Origin of the sequence: Thauera sp. JM12B12 (genome assembly GCF_039614725.1) — a bacterium.
In the GTDB taxonomy this organism is placed as follows: domain Bacteria; phylum Pseudomonadota; class Gammaproteobacteria; order Burkholderiales; family Rhodocyclaceae; genus Thauera.
In genome coordinates this window covers 2119971-2142783 of the sequence record NZ_CP154859.1, presented here as the reverse complement: position 1 = coordinate 2142783, position 22813 = coordinate 2119971, and the positions used below count along the sequence as shown (strand labels likewise).

Below are 22813 nucleotides of genomic sequence, written 5' to 3'. Positions count from 1 at the left end.
CGCCCTACCGCGTGCCAGACATCATCAACGGCGATCCTGCCGCTCAGCAGTGTTCCTTTCCGACATAGTTCTCTGCCCAGGATGTGTCTGGTTTTAAGGACAGCTTCGGGGGAGGGAGTGCTCTCGTAACTTTGCCCACCTCGAGGAAGCTCAGGCCATAGGCGACGGTCATCCGGTCGTAATTGCTCCGGTGAAGCCCCGGGGCCTCGAGGTTCTTCGGCAACTCGACTCGCCTGGGTTCAGCCCTGAGCCAACTGTAGCCAGGCATCGACTGCATCTGGCTTTGCAGCCTGCTGTAGAACTCCATGCGCATGCCTCCGCCGCAGTAGAACGCAGGTACGCCGATCAGTTGGGCTTGGGTTAGATGCCCGTCCTTCCATGCATGCCAGTAGCTCTTGCCGCGCACCTGGCTGACAACCTTTTTCTGGAAGAAGGTGTCGTCGGGGTCGTCCGAGGGCTTGCGTAAGAACACCTTCGCATCATGGACGTAGCGAGTGAAGCGACTCGGCAGAGCGACGGTCCGATCCGTCGGATACTTGTGCTCCGCGAGCGCATTCGAGATGAGTTCGGCCGTGGGTTCGCTGCACCGCGAAAGCGCCTCTTCCCACCACCCCACACGATGACGATGGAGGTTCATGACGCCGTGCGGTTCGACGATCGAGGTGAAGAATTCGAAATCCCATTTTCCCCCGCGCGCCGGCTTGACGTGGAACAGCGATGAATCGACCGAGCCGGCGCCGACGTCCACCATCAGGTAGATGTTCTGCTCCCTACGATTGAAACGGCTCGAATTCACGAAGCCGAAGATCTGCGCGGCGATCTCCGGAACGACGCTGATCTCGACATCCTCGTCCTCCGACAGGCGCTCAGGGGCGGCCGCGATTTCGTGCTTACGATCCCTTGCTACTGCGATTGTGGTGCGTGAGATATCTCGAGGCATGCACGCGGCAAGCCAGGCCACGTGCGCGACGTCGTTGAAGGTCTGGGTCAGCTCATCGTCCAGGTGGTGGGCGACGGGCAGGCCAATCGAGAGCTTCCACAGGAGTCGGGTTCGGGCGAAGACGTCGGCATGCGTTGCGAATAGCCAGCCCCGAGCTTGCCTGATGACCAGGGCGAGCATGGCGGACACGCGCTCGCGCAACACCACGTCGCCGGGGTTCGCAATCAATGCGAGTTTCAGGTCGCGATGTGTTTCTTCTCCTTCGCATAAGGAGAACCGTCCTGCCGATTCGTGCAAGCGGGTCGGCAGGAGATACCGGGCGACATCGCTTGCCGTTGTGAACGGTACTGCGAAGGCTTTGCCAAGGGCAGGGTCGCCGATCACCACCTTGATGCTCGATGTCCCGAAATCGACTCCCATGGCGATCAGGTGCTCGTCATCCGCCGTCTCGCGGCAGCACTGGCTGCGCCGTCCCAACTCCTCGTAAGCATCCAGCACTTCGAGCTCGACCTGTTCGTCGAGGGTGAGCGCAAGCCTTGCGGCGGCGCCGAGGCGAACCTCATAGGGCGACACCTTGCCTTCGGGCGATTTGCCTGCACGCACGGGCGACGAGTCGTAGCAAGCGAGGGGAGGGGCCTTTTGAGACGATCTGACTGGCACCTTGGCGCGAGCCACCGAATGCTCCGCACGCCACTTCTTGCAAGCTTCGGCGATCGGGTCGGATCTCTTTCCTTCCTTGGGCGCCGGGGGTGCCTTGGGGCCCGCCGGGGGCGACACCGTCGGTGTTATCGCGCTTTGGCCCGTGTGCTGTGATGACTCGCCACTGCCGGGTGGGAGAACCTTTCGGGTCTCGACCTTGGCGCCTGGAAGCTGCACGCCCTTCTCTGCAAAGGCCTTCTTCAACAGTTCTGCCATCTGGCCAGCCATCTTCTTCTCCCTTTTCGTGCCGGTTCAGACCACTCGGATAACGCCGCCCGACACCATGCTGTCGTGGGCCTGGATCGACTCCTTCAGGCCCAACTCAGCGATCCGTGCCTCGATGCGCTGGGTGAGCTTCTTGAGCCGGCCCTCTTCCGCTGGAATCAGTCGCCTCTGCTTGTCGGTACCGTGCAGTCGATACTTCTCGATTCGTTCGTGGAAGCGCCTGCGCTGGTTATCCAGGTGATGCCGAAGGGTGTTCACCATGAAGCTGACGCGATCTCGGTTTTCGCGGATCTGTGCGTCACGAAATGCGCGAAAACGCTCTTCGAGCTCGGCACGGCAGTCGTCGAGCACGCCGGCGGTGTGCGCATGGTTCAGGCTCGTGCTTGCGCCCAGCCAGTCCCGGCCCTGGAGACCGGCGGCATTCACGAGAAACTCCGCCTGCTCGCCGTCGAGCAACGAACCGTCCGCAAGCCGCTGGACCAGATACTCCAGCCGCTCGATGTCGCGGGCACCTGAGACGGTCCAGCGTGCGATCGCATAGACGTAGATGTCGCGCTCGACGGTTCCAACCGTGTTGCCCAGGATCTCCACTGCAGCAACCGGGCTGTAGAGCGGCCCCTTTCCAGCCTTCTTCAATTCATCCGCCACGAAGCGCACGAGCGGATGATCTTGCGTGATCCGTTCCTTTCCGGACGGGTTCCGCCCATGACGGTTCTCGAAGATGAGCCTTGGCGGTGCGGCACCAAGGAGGCGCGTTGCGCCCTGAAGCCGTTGTTGCTGGAGAAACTCGGACAAAGCGACGCGGGCCTCGGTCGAGAGCTCGATCACATGCTCGAGCTCGTCGTCATCGTCCGCAAGCAAACGCGTCCCGGGAAACTCACGCTCGAGAAAATCCTTCACGTAGGCGAGCAGATCTTCGCCTCGGATGAAGCGACCCAGCTCCTTGGCGGCCTGTACCTTGTTCTGGATAAAATCGCCGTGGGCGATCAGTTGGGTGGCTTCCTCTTCCAGCAGCGCCTGCTGCCTGCTCACTCGCTCGATGGCAAGACTTGCGCGGTCGATGCGTTCCTGCTCCTGCTCCGGTGTGAGCTTGTGCGACAGCAGCTCGTAGCTCAGCGTGCGGATCTCGGTGCCCAGCATCGCCTCCATGCTGCCGAGCGCCTGGCGGAAGATGTCGAGGCGCTCCAGCAGTCGGTCGTAGATCCGTTCATCAATCGTGTGCGTGTAGATGAAATTCCAGATCAGGATCTTCTCGGCTTCCTGTCCGATCCGGTCGATACGACCAATGCGCTGTTCGATCCGGGCTGGGTTCCAGGGCAGGTCGTAGTTGATGAGCAGGCTGGAGAACTGGAGGTCCACACCCTCGGAAGCGACCTCTGAAGAAATCAGGATGTCGGGGCCTTCGGTCGACTCGAAGTGCCGCAGCACGCCATGCTTGTCCATCCCGCCGTGGAGCACTGCAGACTGGATCCCTTCTGCCGCCAACCGGCGTGCGAGGTAGTGGAGTGTGTTGCGGTAGAAGGAGAACAGAACGATCTTCTTGCCGGGGTAGGCGGCCCAGTATTGCTTCAGGTTGCGGACCAGCATGTCGTACTTGCTGTCCACCGCTTCGAGTGCCGTGTGATCGCCAACGCGTCGTGCAATGCCCACGAGTGTTCGCAGTAGGGCGCCAAGGTTCGGGCGTTTCTCGTTGTCCTCGGCATCGCCGTAGAGCTCGAAGACCTCGCTTTCAAGCTCTTCGTCATCGACTTCCGTGCGATCGAGCCAACCCTTGCACGCGGCTGCCACGCAGCTGGACAACTGGCGCTGCGGAATCGTCAGCATGAAGCCTTCGGAGATGTCGATCCGCGCGCAGAACTCGCGAACCGCCTCGGTCACTCGATCGTAGAACTCGCGCTCGATAGGGTTCATTTCCACGCGGATTGTCACTGGATCTCGCTGCACGCGCATTTCCTGCACGTCGCGTTTCAGGGTTCGCGTGACGACCTTGGTCAACGGGTTGATTCGGTCCAGCTGATCGGCAATTTCTGAGCGTCCGCGCGGCGAGGAGAGGTCCTCGGCAGAGGGCGGATGATTGATGAGGTGCTCGAGTTGCGCGTTGTCGCCGAAAATGCGACTACCAACTGCCTCACGCAAGGTCTCTACGAAATCCGTGGGCGAGACCACGTGGCTCAGAATCCGGTCGCGCAAGGCGACGATCGGTGCGTTTTCCTGCAGGGAATATTGGAACGAGGAGGGAAAGGGGAAGGAGTCCTCGTCGATCAGGTTGAGCAGGTTGAAAAGATCGTCGCTCCGCAACTGGATCGGTGTCGCCGACAGCATCACCATGCTCTGCACGACTGGACGAAGCAGCCGGGCCAGACGATGGGTAGCCGTTTCGTCGTTTCGCAAGTAGTGCGCCTCGTCGATGATCAGCATGTCGAGCAGGGGCTCTTCGAGGTCCGCCTCGTTCAGAAAGCGCGCCAGCTTTGCAGTGGTTGCCTGGGAGGGTTCCTCATCGTCATTCCAGCCCTTCGAAGGGCGCAAGCCCTGCATGCTGGCGATCAGCGCGAACTGTTGCTGGGGGCGTTCCCCTACGCTCTGCAGGTGGTCCAGCAGGCCGCGTGCATCGACGATCTCCGCGCTCACTCCGAAGCGCTCGGATAGTTCGGCTTTCCACTTCTCGCGAAGCATCGCGGGACAGATCACCAGGAGGCGCTTTGCATCGACACGGGCGCGGAGCTCCGTCCAGATCAGGCCGGCCTCGATGGTCTTGCCGAGGCCGACCTCGTCCGCAATGAGGATGCCGTTCGAAGGCGAGTCGAGGAACTGCAGTACGGGCTTGAACTGGTAGGCAAGGAACTGCGTGTTCGTCGTGTTCAAGCTGTAGATGAGGTTCGCCAGCCGACCGCTCAAGCGGTAATACGTGATCGCGCCACGGAGATCCTCGACTCGGCCGTAACGACCGCTGGCCACCATTGCGTAGGGTCCTGCAGATGCCCGGTCGACCTTTTCGAGCGAGTTCTTGAGCACGAATTGCTCGTCGCCATCCGTGAAAGTGACGAGAACCCGGAGTCGATGTGGTGGGCCATCGGTTTCGTTACCGAGGATGCCAACCCTTCCGGGGTTGGCCTTCAAGCGGACCTTGTCGCCGGGCTGCAAGCTGAGGGTCTCACTCATAGTCATCATGAGATGGGTAGGAGCCAAATTGGCCGCTTCCATACTCCCTGAAGACATGCGTACCGCTTGTTCCGTCTTCATCGCGACCACGAGGAGGCAAGCGAGAGTCTCCCATATCTGTAGAGGCTGCACGCGTGGAGGGGGTGTCCCCCGGCGACACGTGCTTGTGCCTCACCCGACCATGAAATTTCTTCTTCGAGGTGGAGCCAGCAGACTTCACTGGCGTGGGGCTATTCGGCTTGATCTTCTCCTTTCGCTGTTTGCTTGTTCGCTTTGCTTTGGGGGGCTGGGGGGTGGGAAAAGGGCGATCGGATCGCGTGCGTTGCCCGCTGATCGGATGGACCAACTCGGCCAAGCTGTCGTTGATAAGGCGTGCTGGATAGCTCACCCCACGAACGACGACATCGCACTCGTCCAGCGAGTGCCAGATCAGCAGATCCGGCATTCTTGGCAGCCAAGCGATCAGATAGTGTGTCCTCTTCTTGAGCGATGAAATATGCGCAGCAATGACGTGGTTATCCATTCCGAATCGCATGCGGCCAATCATTACCGGTGGCAGTGCATCGGGAGGTGCTGCGAAAAGCGATTCGCGGTTGAACTTGTGGGTGCTGCGATGGAGCGGGTTCACCAGTGAGGGCTCGTCCTTCTGCAGTACCTTTGTTGCCTCTTGCAGGTAGGCTTGAACTTTCTTTGTCAGCGCCCTGAGCTTCTCGATTCTGCCTACGTCGCTCAGAAAAGTGACTTCGTTGAATTCTTTCTGAAGCGCCTCACGTGCCCGAGTGACTTGATTGATCCAACCGATAGTCGCCTTTCTTACGACAACTGGGTTGGATCGAAGCTCGATCAGCTGATCGAGCCCGACCCGGATCTCATGCCCGAGTCTTTGAGACTCCTGATCGAGCTTTCCCTGCACTGCGTTTGAGGTGACGGTGTCGGAACGTAGGGTCGCAAAACCTGTGCCGCTGCACAGCGGGCAGCGCCCCTCGAACCCATCGCCGTTGCATCGTTGACATATCGTCGCCCCGTTCGAACGAGCGCGAGCCTGCGGTTTGGGTGATCCGCTTTGCTTGCTTTTCCTGCGGCCATTTGCAAGCGGGTACATTCTTATGCAGCCTCCTAAAGCCAAGCAGGGCGGGGTTCTGCCGCTTCCGCGTTACGTCACCCTGTGAGCAGCCGACCATGATTCTGGACGCGGTGAAGCTACCGTGCAGGTAGGTGATCCTGTTCGTGATGTCTTGCATAGTATGCATCAAAATGATGCTCATCCAGCCCTTGCGCTGGTACCATCCATGACAGATTCCTCAACCGGTGGTCCTCCATGCAGCTTCCGCTGTCGCATTCCCAGCGCGAACGCCTTGCCTACCTCGAGCTGAAGGCCTTTTTCGTTGGCGAGCTGCGTCGAGGTGATCTCGAGGCACGCTTCTCGATCAAGCCGGCGGCTGCGACGCGCGACCTCAATGCCTATCGCGAGTGCGCCCCCGACAACCTGGCCTACGACCGCTACGTCAAGGCCTACATCCCCACTGAGCATTTCCGTCCGCTGTTCCCCTTCTCGGCAGAACGCATCCTGTCCTGGCTGCTGCATGGCTTTGGCGATGGACAGGCGCCGACGGTTGCGCGGACCTTTCCGTGCGAGGGCGCGGGTGAGCTGGTCCGGCCGGACTTTGGCCTGTTGGGCGTGATCACCCGGGCGATGCATGGCGATCGTCCCTTGCAAGTGACCTACCTCTCCGTCAACTCGGGGCCGGCAAAGCGGGTGATCGTCCCGGTCGCGCTTGCTGACAACGGCCTGCGCTGGCATGTCCGCGCCTACGACCGGCAGCGCAAGCGCTTCTCCGATTTCGTGCTCACACGGATCGCCAAGGCCAAGCCGCTCGACGAGCGCGCCGAACCGCACGAGGGCATCGAGGCCGATGAGCAATGGAATCGGCGGGTCGAGCTGCAGCTCGTTCCGCATTCCCGCTTGAAGCATCCCGAAGGGGTGGTCGCCGATTACGGCATGAAGGACGGCACGCTGACCCTCGACGTCTCTGCCGCGCTGGCCGGGTACGCGCTGCTGCGCTGGGCGGTGGATTGCTCTGCCGAGCACAGTCTGGATTGCGCACGGCATCACCTTTGCCTTGCCAACCGCGCTGTGTTGGAAGGTGTGGAGAGTGCGGTTCTCGCACCGGGCTACGTCCTGCCCGCCGCTGGAGGCGAAGCGTGAGCGCAGCCATCTACAACGCGGAGATCTCCGCCGGTTCGCTGATGCTGCCCGAGAGCCGGCGCGTCGCCCGCTTCATGCTCACACAGCCCGACCGCGCGACCTGGTTCGATACGCTCCGAACCGAGAACATCCTGCAGAAGAAGTCGCCCGCGACCGCTCGCCGGCAGGCGCGGCTCATCCGCAACCGCCTCGAAACGCTCGACGAGCATGCGTGGCAACTGGTGGCCGAGGGCGAGCAGGAGCTCGCGCTGCAGATCCTCCTTGCCGCCTCGGTCAAGCACAGCCGCCTGCTGGGCGATTTCATGCGCGACGTGGTCGCCGGCCACGTTCGCCGATTTGAAGAGCACCTGGTTCCGTCGGACTGGGATGCCTTCCTCGCCGATTGCATCCAGCGTGACCCGGGCGTCGCCAGTTGGTCCGACACCACCAAGGCCAAGCTCCTGCAGGTCATCCTCCGCATCCTGGCCGAGGCCCGCTACCTCGAATCGACCCGTAGCCTGCGCCTCACGCCGCCGCTGCTGCATCCCGAGGCGCAGCGCTACCTCAAGTCCCGCTCCGAGGGGGCCGTGCTCGCCGCCATGGAGCTCACGCACTGACCATGACCATGACGCAGACCTTCGAGGAACGCCTCAACCAGATCCTGCCGCGCATCACGTCCGAGGACTTCCTGCAGAACCGGGGGCTTGGCAACGAGATCGGCTTCTGGATCTTCGACTACCCGCCTGAGCAGGAATTGGCGATGCGCGAGTTTCTGGCGAGTGTCGTCGAGCCCACGCTCAAGAAGCGGCAACCCCCGCTCCGCTTTGCCACGATCAATCTGTTCGAGCTCGTCATCGGCCTGCTCGAGGATCGCAAGCTCCTTGAGAAGGCCATCGACATGCAGGGCAAACAGGGCGACGACAAGGCGCTCGAATCGCTGCGCCGCGTGCTCAAAGAAGACAAGCTCGCCGAGCGCCTGGTGCAGCAGCACGACCCGGCTGAACTCGATTTGCTGATGCTTACCGGTGTAGGCGCGGTCTACCCGATGCTTCGCACTCACACGCTGCTCTCGGCCCTGCACCCACACCTGTACCACACGCCGCTGCTGATGTTCTTCCCGGGTCGTTATGACGGCTATTCGCTGCGGCTCTTCAACAAGCTGTCGGAAGACCACTACTACCGCGCCTTCCGCCTCGTGCCTTGAGCTTTGCGCTTTGACCTTTTCGATTGATCACGGACAACAAGAAATGAAGATCGGCGACCTTTTCACCAAGCCCATCAACCGCCCTATAAACGGGGTGATCAAGGCCGACCAGAAGGACGCCGAGAGCGTCTGGCAGGAGCTCGACGAGTACGTCGTCACCAAGCAGCTCACCGAATACTTCCGCCGCTTCTTCGACGCCTACCTGGCAGCGGCCGACAATCCCAACGACCCGGTGCTTGCCGCGCGCATGGGTGTCTGGGTGTCGGGCTTCTTCGGCTCGGGTAAGTCGCATTTCATCAAGATCCTGTCTTACCTGCTCGAAAACCTCGAAGCCACCAACCCCGCCACCGGGGAGAAGAAACGCGCCGCTGCCTTCTTCGACGAGCACAAGATCAAGGATTCGATGCTGCTCGCCGACATCCAGCGCGCGGTGCGCGGCAGTGCCGACGTGGTGCTCTTCAACATCGACGCCAAGGCCGACAGCAAGGACGAGCGCGACGTCATCCTCCAGGTGTTCCTGCGCGTGTTCAACGAGAAGCTCGGCTTCAGCGCCGATGCGCCGCACATCGCCCACATGGAGCGCTACCTGGTGGAGAAGGGCGCGTATGACGCCTTCCGTGCGGCCTTTGCCGAAAGCAACGGCTCCACCTGGGAGGCCGAGCGCGATGCGGTCGACTTCCTGCGCGACGACGTCGTACGCGCGCTCGCGGTCGCGCTCAAACAAAGCGAGGAGTCCGCCGGTCAGTGGTTCGACCGCTCGCGCGACGAGTACCGCATCAACATCGAATCCTTCGCCAGGCTGGTGAACACCTACCTCGAGACCCGGCCTGCCGGCCACCGCCTTATCTTCCTGGTGGACGAGGTCGGTCAGTTCATCGGCGACAACACCAAGCTGATGCTCAACCTGCAGACGATCACCGAGCAGCTCGGTACCGCCACGCAGGGTAGGGCGTGGGTCATCGTCACCAGCCAGGAAGACATCGACGCTGCGCTCGGCGAGGCCAACAAGGCCAAGTCGCAGGACTTCTCCAAGATCCAGGGGCGTTTTCACACCCGGCTGTCGCTCGCCAGCTCCAACACCGACGAAGTCATCGGCGAGCGCCTGCTCGCCAAGCGCGAGGGCGCGCACGATGCGCTGCGCGACACCTTCGAGAAGTCCGGCGACATCATCAACAACCAGCTCGCCTTCGTCGGCAACTCGGTGAACCTGCGCGGCTACAAGGACGCCGCCGAGTTCGTCAGCGTCTATCCCTACGCCCCCTACCAGTTCACCCTGCTGCAGAAGATCTTTGAGTCCATCCGCAAGGTCGGCGCCACCGGCAAGCACCTGTCGCGTGGCGAGCGCTCGCTGCTCGACGCCTTCCAGTCCGCCACCGTGCGCAACATGGATCGGGACGTCGGCCTGCTCATCCCGCTGTACGACTTCTACCCGTCGATCGAGAGCTTCATCGACACCGTCGCCAAGCGCTCCATTGACGAGGCGCCCAACAACGGCGCGCTCGAAGCCTTCGACGTGTTGCTGCTCAAGGCCCTGTTCCTGATCCGCTACATCGCCGACATCGTCAAACCCAACGTCGACAACCTCGCCACGCTCTGTGTCGATCGCATTGACACCGACAAGCTCGCCCTCAAGCGCCAGATCCAGGAGAGCCTCGGCCGGCTCGAGCAGCAGCGCCTGGTCAGTCGCAATGGCGACCTGTGGTTCTTCCTCACCAACGAAGAGCGCGATGTCGCACGCGAGATCGGCAACGTCGAGGTGTCCTCGTCCGAGAAGGCCCGCCTGCTGTGCGAGCTGCTGTTCGACGACATCCTGCAGGGCAGCACCCGCATCCGCCACCGCGACACCAAGGGCGACTACGACATCAACCGCCTGCTCGACGGCGCCCCGTACAAGAACGCCAGCCACGAACTCAGCGTCGAGGTCGTCTCGCCACTAGGGGATGACTGGGACGCACTCAACGACGCCCGCGCCGTCCTGCGCAGCAGCGAAGGCAATGGCCGGGCGCTGATCCGCCTCTCTGAGGGCGAGCGCTTCGACATCGAGCTCACCCTCTACCGCCAGATCGAGAAGTACATCGACAGCCCCAAGGCCAGCAACGCCACGCCTTCGCTGCGCAACATCCTCATCAACCGCAAGGACGAAAACCGCGAGCGCCGCGCCCGCCTGCGCGAGCAGCTCGCCACCATGATGCTGCAGGGTGACTTTTATGCCCTCGGTCAGCGCGTCGAGCTCAAGGCATCCAACCCCGGCAGCCTGCTCGACGAGCTGGGCAACTACCTCATCACCAACACCTATAACAAGCTCGGCTACCTCAAGCACCGCAATGCCGACCCCATCGCCGAGATCAAGGCCGTCCTGCTCGCCGACGACACCGCCCAGCGCAAGCTCGCGCTCGGGGGCGAGGAGGGCAACCCGCTCGCGCTCGTCGAGCTGCGCGATTTTCTCCAGATCAAGGCCAGCAACACCCGGGTGATCCTGGACGAGGTGGTCAACCGCTTCACCGGCATCCCCTGGGGTTGGAAGCCCGACTGGGAGGTTGTCCTGCTGGTGGCGCGCCTCTTCATGGCCGGCGAGATCAAGCTGATGATGGACAGCGCCGACCTCGAACCCAAGGCCGCCATCGAGCCGCTCACCAAGTCGGCCCGCTTCAAGCACGTGTCCATCCTCAAGCGCAAGGTGGCCGACGCCGCCAGCATCAAGCGCGCGCGCGAGCTGCACCGCGACCTCTTCGCCGAGATGCCGCCCGAGGCCGAGGACGGCCTGGTCGCCGCCACCCGCGAGCGCCTGGCCGCGCTGCAGGCCGACCTCAAGGGCTACGCGCACGTCGCCGCCACGCCGCATCACCCCGGTAAGGCCGTCATCGACAGTGCGATCGCCGCCATCGGCAAGCAGCTCGGGGTGGCCGACAGCTATGAGTTCATCGACGCCTTCGTCAAGGGCAAGGACGACTGGCTGGACCTGTCCGACGACATCCACGACGTCATCAGCTTCTACAAGACCCAGATCAACACCTGGCGCCGGCTGCTCGAGGCTCTGGAGCGCTTCGAGCCCAACCGCGAAGCCCTCGACAAGGACCTCAAGGCCGCCGTGGCACTTTCCAACCTCGAAGGCATCCGCGACAACCCGAACCCTTGGGGTGCCGTCAGCCAGATCGAGCCGCTCATCACCACGGTCGACACGGTCAACGAGGCCCTCGCCCAGAGCAAGCGCGAGCATGCGTTGCTCTCCATCGACGCCAAGATCGCCGAAGTGGAAAAGGCGCTCGACGCCGCACAAGCCTCGGACGGCCTGCGCAACCGCGCGCTGCTCAAGCTACAGGAGCTCAAGACCAAGGTCGCTGGCCTCACCAGCATCCCGATGATCTTCTACAGCCAGGAGCGGGCGGGCGATGCGCTGGATGCGGCGATGACCATGATCGAGTCCGCCACGCCCAAGGCCCCCCCGACCACGGCCGCCGAAAAGGGCAGCACGACCGCTGCCACCAAGACAAGCGGCCCGGTCGTTGCGCCCAAGCCGACCAAACCGGTCCGCGCGGCCGACTTCAGCCCCAAGACCTATCTGGAAACCGAAGCGGACATCGACGCCTACCTCGCCAAGCTAAAGGCCGAATTGCTCGCCGTCATCCAAAGCGGCGGACGTGCTCGGCTGCAATAAGTCGATTCATCGACCATGGCATACTGCATGAAACGTCAACGAGGATTCTGACAATGCCCGCCACCGTCTCTGCCGACCTCTCCCGCCTGGGGCAGGGTGCCCGGCTGCATGCCGGCAAGGTCTTCCGCCGCAAGGATCTGGCTGCCTCTCTGCCCAGTGTCGACCGCGAGCTGGGCAGGGCGCTCAAGGCCGGGCTGGTGCGCCGGGTGGCGCAGGGGCTGTACTACGTGCCTCGGCACACCCCCTTCGGCGAAGCGCCGCCCAGCGAGGAGGAGCTGGTCCGCAGCTTCCTCGATGACGACCATTTCCTGCTCTTCAACCCCAGCGTCTACAACAGCCTCGGCCTGGGCACCACCCAGCTCTATCGGCGCAACGTGGTGTACAACCACAAGCGCCACGGCCTCTTCACGCTCGCCGGGTTCGAGTTCGATTTTCGCGACAAGCCGCGTTTCCCTGCGCGCGATCAGGTCAGCCGCGAATACCTGCTGGTCGACATGCTCAACAACCTCGAACAGCTCGCCGAAGACCCGGAAACGCTGCTCGATGCCGTGTATCGCAAGCTCGACACCTTCGATGCCGCACGCCTGGAGCAGGCGCTGCGTGACTACGGCTCGGCCCGCACGCGCCGCCTGTTTCGCCCATGGATGAGCGAGCACGATGCCCAGGCCTGACGCGGCAATGCCCGCCCCGGGCTTCCTGCACGATCACCCCAACTTCGTGGATCTGCTGCGCCAGCTCGCGCAGCAAACCGGCATCGCCACCTACCTCATCGAGAAAGACTACTGGCTCATGCACGGCCTCTGGGTCCTGCAGCAGCAGGGTTGGCAGTTTCAGCTCAAGGGCGGCACCTCGCTCTCGAAGGGCTTCGGCATCATCCAGCGCTTCTCCGAAGACATCGATCTGCGTATCGAGCCGCCTGCCGAACAGCAGGTGAAGGCCGGCAAGAACCAGGACAAACCCGCACACATCGAAACGCGCCGGCAGTATTTCGACTGGCTGGCGGCGCAGATCCGCACCCGCCCGCTGCCCGGCTTCGAGTCGGTCGAGCGCGACACCGAATACGACGACCCCAAATACCGGGGCGCCGGCATCCGCCTGCATTACCCGGTGCGCACCGACTACCTCCCCGGCATCAAGGAAGGCATCCTGCTCGAGGTCGGCTTCGACGACACCGCGCCCAACACCCCCTGCCTGATCAGCTCATGGGCGCTCGACGCCGCGCTGGCCAGCCCGGTGCAGGTGATCGACAACCGGGCCGTGGACGTGCCGTGCTACAGCCCGGCCTACACCTTCGTCGAAAAGCTGCAGACGGTGTCCACCAAGTTCCGCCTGCAGCAGGCGGCTGATCCGGCCGCCCCGTTTCCGAAGAACTTCCTGCGTCACTACTACGACCTGCATTGCCTGCTCGCCCACCCCGAGGTGCTGGCCTTCATCGGCACGCCGGACTACGAGGCGCGCAAGCGGCAACGTTTCCGGGGCGGTGACGAACTGAACATCGCCCGCAACCCCGCCTTCACCCTGAGCGACCCCGCCGTGCGCGAGCGCTACCAGCGCAAGTACGAGGAAACCGCCGGCCTGTACTACGCCGGCCAGGTGCCGTTCGCCGCCATCCTGGCGCGCATCGCCGAACACATCGACCGTCTCTGAGCCATGAACAAAGCCAAACTCAAAACCTACGCCCCCCAGGCCCGCAAGGACTTCATCGCCGCCGTCACCCAGCGCGCCAACCTGCTCGGCCTGTCCGAATCCGCCGGCAAGTTCGAAGCGCTGCCGGCCGAGCGCCGGGGCGATGTGGTGCTGATCGCCGGGCGCGAATGGCCGGCCCGCGTGGCCCAGCAGCGCGAGCGCCTGGTGCGCCGCATCCAGCGCGACGGGTTTGCCTACACCATGGAGGCGGTGGCCTACACCTGGTTCAACCGCTTCGCAGCGCTGCGCTTCATGGAGCTGCACGACTATCTCGGCCACGGCCACCGCGTGCTCTCCAGCGCCACCGCCGGCGGCCTGCCGGACATCCTCGCCCACGCGGCGGACCTCGCCGCCAGCCGCGAACTGCCCGGTCTGGATGCCGCCCACATCGCCGAGCTCAAGCTCGCCGGCAACAAGGACGGCGAGCTCTACCGTCTGCTGCTGGTCGCCCAGTGCAACGCGCTTTCCGCCGCCATACCCTTTCTCTTCGAGCGCATTGACGACGAAACCGAGCTGCTGCTACCCGACAACCTGCTGCGCACCGACTCGGTGATCGCCAGGCTGGTTGCCGAGATTGCGGAAGAAGACTGGGCGCAGGTGGAGATCATCGGCTGGCTCTACCAGTTCTACATCAGCGAGAAGAAGGACCAGGTCATCGGCAAGGTGGTCAAGAGCGAGGACATCCCCGCCGCCACCCAGCTCTTCACCCCCAACTGGATCGTCCAGTACCTGGTGCAGAACAGCGCCGGCCGCCTGTGGCTGATGGCCAACCCAACGAGCACGCTCAAGAGCCAATGGCCGTACTACATCGAGCCCGCCGAGCAGACCACCGAGGTCAACGCCCAGCTTGACGCCCTCATCCATGCCCGCATGGCCGAGGACGGCGGCAGCCTCAATCCCGAATCCATCACCGTGCTCGACCCCGCCTGCGGCTCCGGCCACATCCTGGTCGAAGCCTACGCACTGCTCAAAGGTATCTACCTGGAACGTGGCTACCGCCTGCGCGACATTCCGCGCCTGATTCTGGAGAAGAACCTCTACGGCCTCGACATCGACGACCGCGCCGCGCAGCTCGCCGGCTTCGCCTTGCTGATGAAAGCCCGCGCCGACGACCGCCGCCTGTTCAACGATCCACCCCGACTCAACGTGCTGAGCCTGCAGGAGAGCAAGGGGCTGGACCTGGACGAACTCGCCAACCATCTCGCGCCCCTCGGCGTCCAGCGCGCCACCGTCAAGGCGCTGCTCGACACCTTCGAACACGCCAAGACCTTTGGCTCGCTGATCCAGATTCCGGACGCGCTGAATGCCCAACTGCCGGCGCTGGCGGAGGCGCTGGCGAGGGCGAACGAGACCGGGGACTTATATGCGCAAGCGGCGGCGCAGGATTTGGTGCCGCTGGCGGAGCAGGCACAGGTGCTTGGGCGGAAGTTCGATGCGGTGGTGGCGAATCCGCCGTATATGGGCGGGAAGGGGATGAATGCGCCGTTGAAGGAGTTCGCCAGGGCCACCTTCCCCGACAGCAAGGCAGACCTGTTTGCCATGTTCATCGAGCGGGGGTTTGCTTGGTGCAAACCCAATGGCTTCAATAGCATGGTGACGATGCAGAGTTGGATGTTCTTGTCGTCGTATGAAGCCATGCGGGAGAAGTTGCTGATGCAGCGCACCCTAACGTCCATGGTGCATATGGGCAACGGGGTAATGGGCATTGCGTTTGGTACGGCTGCAACGGTGATGCTGTGTGACCATGTACCTAATTACGCGGGCAGCTTCTCGTATTGCGAAAACGAGGACATTGCGGAGAGTGGAAAGCCAAAGCAGTTCCCTGTTCAGAGCGAGCGACTGAAAGCCGTTAAGCCGGATGATTTCAAGAAGATTCCGGGGAGTCCGGTGGCGTATTGGGCAAGCAAAGTCTTGAGACACGTATTCTCGAGCACCCCGAAGCTCGGAGATATTGCTCAGACTAAGCAGGGTTTGGCTACGACAAATAATTCGTTGTTTATCCGGTATTGGTACGAGGTTTGTTTCAATAAGGTTGGGTTTGGTTTTGAATCGCAGGATGATGCTTTTGGTTCTGGTCTTAAATGGTTCCCACTCAACAAGGGAGGAGGGTTTAGGCGTTGGTATGGTAACAACGAATACGTCATTAATTTTGAGAATAATGGAAAGGCAATATGTGAATATATTGACAATACGCCTGGCGTAAATGTCAAGTCAAACGGGCGTGTCATTAATAGAGAATTCTATTTCAAAGAAGGGGCAACATGGTCAAGTCTCTCCTCCGGGGGCTTCTCAATGAGATGGAGTCCGAAAGGTTCAGTTTTTGAGACAAAAGGGGCGATGTGTTTCCCCAAAAAAAATGAAAATCTGTTCGAAATTTTAGCGCTATTTAATTCGAAGCTCATTGATCATTTTTTGCTTTGTTTGAGCCCTACGTTGGATTACCACGAAGGACCGCTAAAACTTGTTCCAACGAAAATTTCGGGAAATAAAAAAATTGCCCGTAATGCGAAAAGCGCAATAGAAATTTCAAAGCGCCAATGGGATAGCTATGAGACTTCATGGGATTTTCAGTGCGTGCCATTCTTGGTGGGCGAAGAAGTTTCCCTTCCCGGTTCTTGGAATGCTTGGGCGGAATCAGTGATAGCTGAGATAGCGGGTCTGCGCGGTCTGGAGGAAGAAAACAACCGCCTATTCATCGACGCCTACGGTCTCCACAACGAACTCTCCCCCGAAGTCCCCGAAGACCAAATCACCCTGACCCGCCCCGGCCGTGAAAAAGACTCCCAGCGCCTCATCTCCTACGCCATCGGCTGCATGATGGGCCGCTACAGCCTCGACGAACCCGGCCTGATCTACGCCCACGCTGGCAACGTCGGCTTCGACGCGACCCGCTACAAGACCTTGCCGGCCGACGCCGACGGCATCGTGCCGATCACCGACGAACTCTGGTTCGAGGACGACGCCGCCAATCGCGTGCGCGAGTTCCTGCGCGCCGTGTGGGGCGCCGACACGCTGGACGAGAACATGGCCTGGCTCGCCGAGAGCCTGGGCACCAAGGCCAACGAGACGCCGGACGAGACCATCCGCCGCTACCTGGCCGACAAGTTCTTCAAGGACCACCTGCAGACCTACAAGAAGCGCCCCATCTACTGGCTGTTCTCCAGCGGCAAACAGGGCGCCTTCCAGGCGCTGGTCTACCTGCACCGCTACCACGAAGGCACGCTCGCCCGCCTGCGTGCCGAATACGTCGTGCCTCTCACCGGCAAGATGCAGGCCCGCATCGACATGCTGGAAAAAGACGCTGCTGCCGCCCCCAGCACCGCCGCGCGCAACAAGCTCAACAAACAGATTGAGAAACTGCGCAAGAAACACGTCGAACTCCTCGCCTACGACGAAAAGCTCCGCCACTACGCCGACATGCGCATCAACCTCGACCTGGATGACGGGGTGAAGGTGAACTACGGCAAGTTCGGGGATCTGCTGGCGGAGGTGAAGGCGGTCACGGGTGGGGCGGGCGATGACTGACCTGGCTGTGCCCGTGGCCGCGAAGCACTCTGCGCGTGATGACATCGAGACCAAGACCCGTGGGGAGGTTGAGGCCTACCTCTCGGCGCGTGGGAAAACGCACATCTACGATGGTGCTCGCAACCTGTCGCAGAGCGTTTCTGACGACTACGGCGATCGATTTCTGGTCGAGCTGATCCAGAACGCCCACGATGCGCATGAGGCGGCGCGGGCCGATGGTGAGGTCGTGCTGGCATTCGCGCCCGACGAGTGTGATCACGGCTGCCTCTATGTTGCCAATCGGGGTAACGGTTTCACGAAACCGAACCTCGAGGCGATCACGAACATCGCGCAGAGCAGCAAGCCGGTCAACGAGGGCATCGGAAACAAGGGCCTCGGCTTTCGCAGCGTGCTGCAGATCTGCAGCTGGCCCGAGATCTACTCTGTACGTGGGGCCGGCGGTAGCGGGACGTTTGACGGGTATTGCTTTCGCTTCGCAAGGGAACCGGATATTCGGCGCTTCCTCCCCCCGGGACAGGATGTTGGGCTGGCGAGCGAGATCGTCCAGCGGATGCCGTTCTGGCACCTGCCGGTGTATGCGCAAGATCGGCCTGGGCTGGTTGGGCGCTTTGCAAGGGAGCGTTTCGCGACGGTTGTCCGGATGCCGCTCGACTCCCCCGAGGCCCGCCGCTCCGTGGAGGCGCAACTCGGCGTGCTGTGTTCGCACCCACGTCCCTTGCACCTGTTTCTCGACAGAGTTCATCGGATTGCGATCGAGGGCGGGGACGGGCGGAGTCTCGAGTTGCTGCGGAGGAGTGAAAGTCGGTGGGATCTGCCTTGCGGTACGCGCGTTGAGCGTGTGCGTGTGGGCGATGAGATCTATTGCATCGGGACGCAGGAAGTCCCCGAAGGTGACTTCCTTGTTGAGCTCGAGAAGAGCCTCGCGCTGAAGCAAATTCCCGAGTCGTGGAGAAAGTGGCGCGGCGCAGCGCGAGTCAGCGTAGCTGTCAGGATCGGGGCGCGCGTTGAAAAGGGACTGCTTTATTGCTTCCTGCCGCTTGGGGATGAAGGCCGAGCCCCCTTTGCTGGCTTCGTGAACGCGAATTTCTACACGAAGATGGATCGCAGTCGCGTGAGCGACGAGATCCATCTAAACCGATATTTCATGTCGGTTGCTGCCCGGGTGAGTGCGCGGGTAATCGAGTTTGCGATCACTCAGAACGGGGAGGAGTCTCCAGGAGTGGTCATCGATCTGCTGTGCTGGAGCGGACGCTACTCAGACGAAATTCGTCGGGCACTCGAAAGTGGTGGAAGCGACTTCCGCTCGCGAAAGCTGCTTCCCGTGATTGCGGGAGGCGGCGCATGGAATTGGGCGAAAGCGATCGAGACCCTGGTTTGGGAGCAGCCTGCAGAGGCTTGCATCTCGCCCCAGAAAGTTTCGACTGTTTGTGGTGCGCGGCTTCTTCTTGATTCGCTTTCAGACGATCGACGCAAGGCAGTCGAGACCTTCCTTGGTGGCTACGACTGTTCGTTCAAACCGTCGCCGGAGGTGATCGCGACTTGGGTCGAACAGATTGCCAGCGAGATGCACGCGGGCAAGGCTCCCCCCGAGCGATGGGCCGGATTGTATGACGAGGCGGCGCTTCACCTCCGGAAGACGCCCGAAGCGTTGTTTGGAAAACGCTTCTTGCTTGGGGTGAATGGCGAGTTGATTGCCAGCCAACCGGCCGATTCGGCAACGGGGCGAAGGCGCTCGGCCGATGTGTATTTCCCACCGGTGCTGTCGGTGGATGCGGACTCGGATGATGCAGAAACGAGGAAGTCGCTACCGCTCGAAGCGTTCCCTAAGAGCTTGCGCGACGGATTCGCCCTGCTAAGCCGTGATGTGCCCTGGATGAAGGACGACGGCGGTTATCGCCCGGCTCGCGCCTTCCTCCTCGAGGGCAAGCTTGTGCGCGAGTACGACACACGTGATGTCTTGCGCACGCTGGCAGGCGTGACCAGGTCGCGAACTGGTGACATGACGCGAATGCAGGCGCTTGAGTGGGCCTTCAGGCTCTGGTCGAGTGGTCGCGGGTCCTCGGGTAAGGAGACCCGGGACTCCAATTTCTTTGTGCCGACGAGGGGAGGTTGGACGAGCGCACGTGACGCGATGTTTTCGACTGGGTGGAGTGCGCCCAATGCAAAGCGTCTGGAGACTTTCCTGAATGGCGCTGGTGCCGACTTGCCTGATTTGTCTGAAGCACGCGAGAACTTGCTGCCCGGGTACAAGGACTGGTCTCTTGCTGATGTTGGATCCGCCGAGGAGTGGACTTGTTTTCTGTCGGAAACAGGCGTTCGAGATTGCTTGCGACCAGTGGGCGGCGACAACGAGATTACCTGCGAGGACCGTCCGTGGGGCCTGCCGCAGAAGATAGTGAATGCCGCCGCAAAGTACGTGCGTGAGGACACTCTGCAAAGTTGGCGTCCATCGCTGGAGGCCGCAGCGAAGAGCACCCCTCATGGAACGGTGCTGTATCGGGTGCAGATAGCGCTATGGCGAGTGCCGGGTCAGTTTGACCTTCAGAGATTATCGACCGAGCAGCGCGTAGAGTATGCGAGGCAGGTTGCGCGCATGCTCCCCCATCTGGGCAAGGAACATCTCGAAGGGCGTCTTTCACGTCCGGGGAGAGGGGCTGAGTGGGCGCCAAATTCTGTCTGGAAAACGCCGCTCAGGATTTTCTTCGAGGAAATGCCATGGATGCCAGTGCGACGTGCAGGCTCCCCTGTCTGCGAGTTTGTCCCGCCGCGTGAGGCGCGCTTTTTCAAGACTGACGAAGAGACAGCTCCTAGATTCATTGAGCTCGTCGCTTCAGAGGTCGCCAGAGAGCTTGACGACTTGGTGTCCGAACGACTCAGGACGTTGACTGGGCTTGTTGTTCTCAATGAGCCAGGTGATGTGCGTAAGGCGATTTCAGCCTACGCCGAAGCTGCACGGCAAAGGATCTCCGACCCCAAGGATGTCAAGCGCTTTAGGGAGTTGTTCAGCGCGCTCTGGTCTGAGGCTGTCACGGATAGTGACGGGCTCGTGCTTTCAAGTATTCCGGTTGTGGTCGGAGGTGAAGTGAGAGCGCTCGATGCGGGTGCTAAGGCTGTCGGGAACGATGACGGCTCGGTGACCGCATACCTTTTCGATGAGGAGAGTCCGGCCAAGCGTCAACTGCTTGATGAGCTAGCGATTCCTTATTTCGATTATGGCCTTGATGCTATGAGCGAGACTGAGGCCCTGCTCGACAAGTTGGCTCCCCACCGATTCAAGCGGATTTCGGACGAACCTTTGTCGGTGCTGGTTGATGGCTTCAAGGTCGAGGCGCTCGGCGATCCTCCGTATCTGTCCGAGGTCTTCGGGAGCTGGATCGTCGACTTCATCGTGTGTGCGGCGGAGCACAAGGGAGGTGTCTTCTTTTCGAGCACCCAGAAGAACCTCGCCAGGATCCGCCGCTCGGCCTCAAGTCTGCGTTTCTTGACGGGGCGTCGGGTACAAATCGGGATGACGTCAAATGTCCGTGATCTTCCTGCATCCCTGAGAGGAGGAGTGGTCGCCCGCTTGGGGGATTGCACGGTATTGGTTGCGCAGACGGCCTTGGATATGCCTGATGTGAGTCTGCTGGCCGGCCTCTCAGAGCAACTTGCGGTCGGGTTGGAGGAGCGACGACTCGCCAATGGCCTGGAGGCTGCTTTCCTGAGGCTTGAGCAGCGTGTTCATGGTCTCGATGCTCAAAGCCCAAGTGAGCATGACATTGCCGAGGCTCTCGGCACGACCGTTGAAGACCTTGCCCAAACCCGTCGTTACGCGCGTGCGGATCTCTCCAGCCAGGTGAGGTTCGCCCTCGTTCTGGCTTGCGCACTTGAGCGCCCATTGGAGCGCGAGAAGCTCTCACAACTCATGCGAGTGGAGGATCCTGCCGAAACGGATGTTCAGGAAGTGCTCGGCTGCCTTGGTGAGGCGCTTGCGCTGTCTTCGCACGAGATTCTGGAGCGCTTGAGTACCGTGACGAATCTGCAAGACCTCAAGGATACGTTCGGACTGAGCCTTGCGCAGTTGAATGAAGCGGTTCGATCCATGCCGGGCGTCTTCAAACCGATCCGATGCGAAGCTGCGAATCGCAGGCAGTTTGCCGCCTTCTTGAGCCAGCATGCGGAGGCACTCGAGGAGCGTTTGAGGGCGGCCTTTGCTCAGGCATTCGAACAACGCGAGGGGATGTCCGACTACGTTTCCTTGCGAGACTCGGTGCAGGCGATTGAACCCGATGAGGATTGGTTCGAGAAGTACGAGGATTTGCCAACGGGGGTCATGCAGGGATGCGTTGAGAAATGGTTCGAAGATCACGAGGTTGAATGTCCCGTCGAGACTTACGCGCTACCCCTGAAGCACGTTCGCAGGGAGAATGCTGCGCGGATCCGGGATTTCGTAGGAAGACATTCGAGGGTGCTGACTGCTTGGATCATGTCCGGTGCGCCAGAGGTAACGACTCGTTTGCGCAGCACGTGGGTTGAAGGGGCAAGCAGCGTCGACGAATGCCAGAGCAGCGCCTACAAGAACGGATGGGGTGACTTTCGCCCGCTTGATGACAAAGAGATTGCGGCTTGGCTTGGTGAGGAAGGGCTTTGGCCGCTTGGCAAACCGGTCAGCCCGCTTCTTGAGGACTGGGGAGTGTCCGAGTCTCAAGTTCGCGATATCCAGCAGACTTTGGCTGAAGAGCGAGAGGAGCGAAAGCGTCGTAGGTTGCTGATTCAGTTTGACGGCACGGACCTATCTGCCCTCGAGGCGGACTTTGGGAGCTTGGTTGATGTGGTGTCGCAGGGGCTGAGGGGAGTCACATCGTTGAACGACACAGCGAGTGCGAACGTCAAGTTGAGCGACATCCATAAGCCGGTGGGGAGCGGAGGGATGTCAGGTGCTGGGACTTCAGCTCGCAGGGCGCGGCCGGCCGAGTCCTCTCTGTCTGATGAACAAAAGGTGGCCGTTGGCCTCATCGGCGAGCTGGCTGCCCGTGAGTGGATAAAGGCTCACCACCGAAACCGTCACCAACTTGAACTCAGTGACGAATGCTGGGTTTCTGGCTATCGGGATCGCGTGCTTGGGACAAACAAGGGCGACGACATCCTGGGCTTCGATTTCAAGGTGCAGCTCAAGAGCACAACCTATTACTACGAGGTGAAGGCAAGTACGGGCGATGCGCACGTCTTTGAGATGGGGCCAACGGAAATCGGTGCGGCACTGAGATACCGTGCAGATCAGGACAATAAGTACCGGATTCTCTACATCTCTAATGTCCTCGATCCTAAGCGACTTGCGGTGACGCTGCTACCGAACCCGTTTTCCCGCGAGGGGGAGAAAAAGCTGCGGGCGATCGGGCGAGGAAGCGTTACTTATGAGTTCGCGGTTTGGAATTAGAGCGTTGCGGGCAATCGGCAGTCGTGCCTTGTGGATGGAGTGATCGCAGCTTCTGAGAAACCGGGCTGGGTTTCCTTTTATGGGATGTTTTCAGGATGAGGTTCATTCTTTTTTTCCTG

The 22813-nt window shown here is 61.4% G+C and carries 11 protein-coding genes; 8 read left to right on the top strand and 3 right to left on the bottom strand.

The genetic code is table 11. The annotated features are described in order from the left end of the window. Nucleotides 1–43 precede the first annotated feature (43 nt). From AAG895_RS09560 to AAG895_RS09550, 3 genes are read right to left on the bottom strand one after another with little or no spacing between them, the layout of a single operon-like run. Nucleotides 44–1867 (bottom strand): hypothetical protein, encoded by a 1824-nt coding sequence (locus tag AAG895_RS09560; RefSeq protein WP_345791790.1) that lies wholly within the window; start codon nucleotides 1865–1867, stop codon nucleotides 44–46. A 24-nt stretch (nucleotides 1868–1891) separates the two neighbouring features. After that, the gene (locus AAG895_RS09555) at nucleotides 1892–5023 is read right to left on the bottom strand and encodes an SNF2-related protein (protein ID WP_345791789.1); all 3132 of its coding nucleotides are present in this window, start codon (nucleotides 5021–5023) and stop codon (nucleotides 1892–1894) included. After that, nucleotides 5016–6125, bottom strand: coding sequence for a hypothetical protein (locus tag AAG895_RS09550; protein ID WP_345791788.1), 1110 nt, complete (start codon nucleotides 6123–6125; stop codon nucleotides 5016–5018). The genes AAG895_RS09555 and AAG895_RS09550 overlap by 8 nt, the downstream gene beginning before the upstream one ends. Nucleotides 6126–6341: 216 nt before the next feature. On the opposite strand from AAG895_RS09550, the gene AAG895_RS09545 reads away from it, so the two are divergent. The 8 genes from AAG895_RS09545 to AAG895_RS09510 are packed head-to-tail and all read left to right on the top strand — an operon-like array spanning nucleotide 6342 to nucleotide 22694. Further along, nucleotides 6342–7229, top strand: coding sequence for a WYL domain-containing protein (locus AAG895_RS09545; RefSeq protein ID WP_345791787.1), 888 nt, complete (start codon nucleotides 6342–6344; stop codon nucleotides 7227–7229). Continuing rightward, entirely contained in the window at nucleotides 7226–7825 is a 600-nt protein-coding gene (locus AAG895_RS09540) for a DUF1819 family protein (RefSeq protein ID WP_345791786.1), read from the top strand. The genes AAG895_RS09545 and AAG895_RS09540 overlap by 4 nt, the downstream gene beginning before the upstream one ends. 2 nt (nucleotides 7826–7827) lie before the next feature. After that, on the top strand, nucleotides 7828–8412 hold the full coding sequence (locus AAG895_RS09535; RefSeq protein WP_345791785.1) for a DUF1788 domain-containing protein: 585 nt from the start codon (nucleotides 7828–7830) through the stop codon (nucleotides 8410–8412). Between the two features lie 43 nt (nucleotides 8413–8455). Further along, nucleotides 8456–12067 carry a BREX system P-loop protein BrxC gene (brxC, locus tag AAG895_RS09530; protein WP_345791784.1) on the top strand — a complete coding sequence of 1204 codons (3612 nt, stop codon included), beginning with the start codon at nucleotides 8456–8458 and terminating at the stop codon, nucleotides 12065–12067. A gap of 53 nt (nucleotides 12068–12120) precedes the next feature. Continuing rightward, nucleotides 12121–12738 carry a hypothetical protein gene (locus tag AAG895_RS09525; protein WP_345791783.1) on the top strand — a complete coding sequence of 206 codons (618 nt, stop codon included), beginning with the start codon at nucleotides 12121–12123 and terminating at the stop codon, nucleotides 12736–12738. Then, nucleotides 12725–13714, top strand: coding sequence for a nucleotidyl transferase AbiEii/AbiGii toxin family protein (locus AAG895_RS09520; protein ID WP_345791782.1), 990 nt, complete (start codon nucleotides 12725–12727; stop codon nucleotides 13712–13714). Before AAG895_RS09525 ends, AAG895_RS09520 begins: the two co-directional genes overlap by 14 nt. 3 nt (nucleotides 13715–13717) lie before the next feature. Continuing rightward, nucleotides 13718–17278: a BREX-1 system adenine-specific DNA-methyltransferase PglX gene (pglX, locus tag AAG895_RS09515; RefSeq protein WP_345791781.1), complete on the top strand. Its 3561-nt coding sequence runs from the start codon at nucleotides 13718–13720 to the stop codon at nucleotides 17276–17278. Next, nucleotides 17271–22694 carry a hypothetical protein gene (locus AAG895_RS09510; RefSeq protein WP_345791780.1) on the top strand — a complete coding sequence of 1808 codons (5424 nt, stop codon included), beginning with the start codon at nucleotides 17271–17273 and terminating at the stop codon, nucleotides 22692–22694. The genes pglX and AAG895_RS09510 overlap by 8 nt, the downstream gene beginning before the upstream one ends. Nucleotides 22695–22813: the final 119 nt, after the last annotated feature.

What these genes read in the sequence shown, in the direction of transcription:
- AAG895_RS09560 (WP_345791790.1), bottom strand. Translation starts at nt 1,867, where the DNA reads ATGGCTGGCCAGATGGCAGAACTGTTGAAGAAGGCCTTTGCAGAGAAG.
- AAG895_RS09555 (WP_345791789.1), bottom strand. Translation starts at nt 5,023, where the DNA reads ATGAGTGAGACCCTCAGCTTGCAGCCCGGCGACAAGGTCCGCTTGAAG.
- AAG895_RS09550 (WP_345791788.1), bottom strand. Translation starts at nt 6,125, where the DNA reads ATGTACCCGCTTGCAAATGGCCGCAGGAAAAGCAAGCAAAGCGGATCA.
- AAG895_RS09545 (WP_345791787.1), top strand. Translation starts at nt 6,342, where the DNA reads ATGCAGCTTCCGCTGTCGCATTCCCAGCGCGAACGCCTTGCCTACCTC.
- AAG895_RS09535 (WP_345791785.1), top strand. Translation starts at nt 7,828, where the DNA reads ATGACCATGACGCAGACCTTCGAGGAACGCCTCAACCAGATCCTGCCG.
- brxC (WP_345791784.1), top strand. Translation starts at nt 8,456, where the DNA reads ATGAAGATCGGCGACCTTTTCACCAAGCCCATCAACCGCCCTATAAAC.
- AAG895_RS09525 (WP_345791783.1), top strand. Translation starts at nt 12,121, where the DNA reads ATGCCCGCCACCGTCTCTGCCGACCTCTCCCGCCTGGGGCAGGGTGCC.
- AAG895_RS09520 (WP_345791782.1), top strand. Translation starts at nt 12,725, where the DNA reads ATGCCCAGGCCTGACGCGGCAATGCCCGCCCCGGGCTTCCTGCACGAT.
- pglX (WP_345791781.1), top strand. Translation starts at nt 13,718, where the DNA reads ATGAACAAAGCCAAACTCAAAACCTACGCCCCCCAGGCCCGCAAGGAC.
- AAG895_RS09510 (WP_345791780.1), top strand. Translation starts at nt 17,271, where the DNA reads ATGACTGACCTGGCTGTGCCCGTGGCCGCGAAGCACTCTGCGCGTGAT.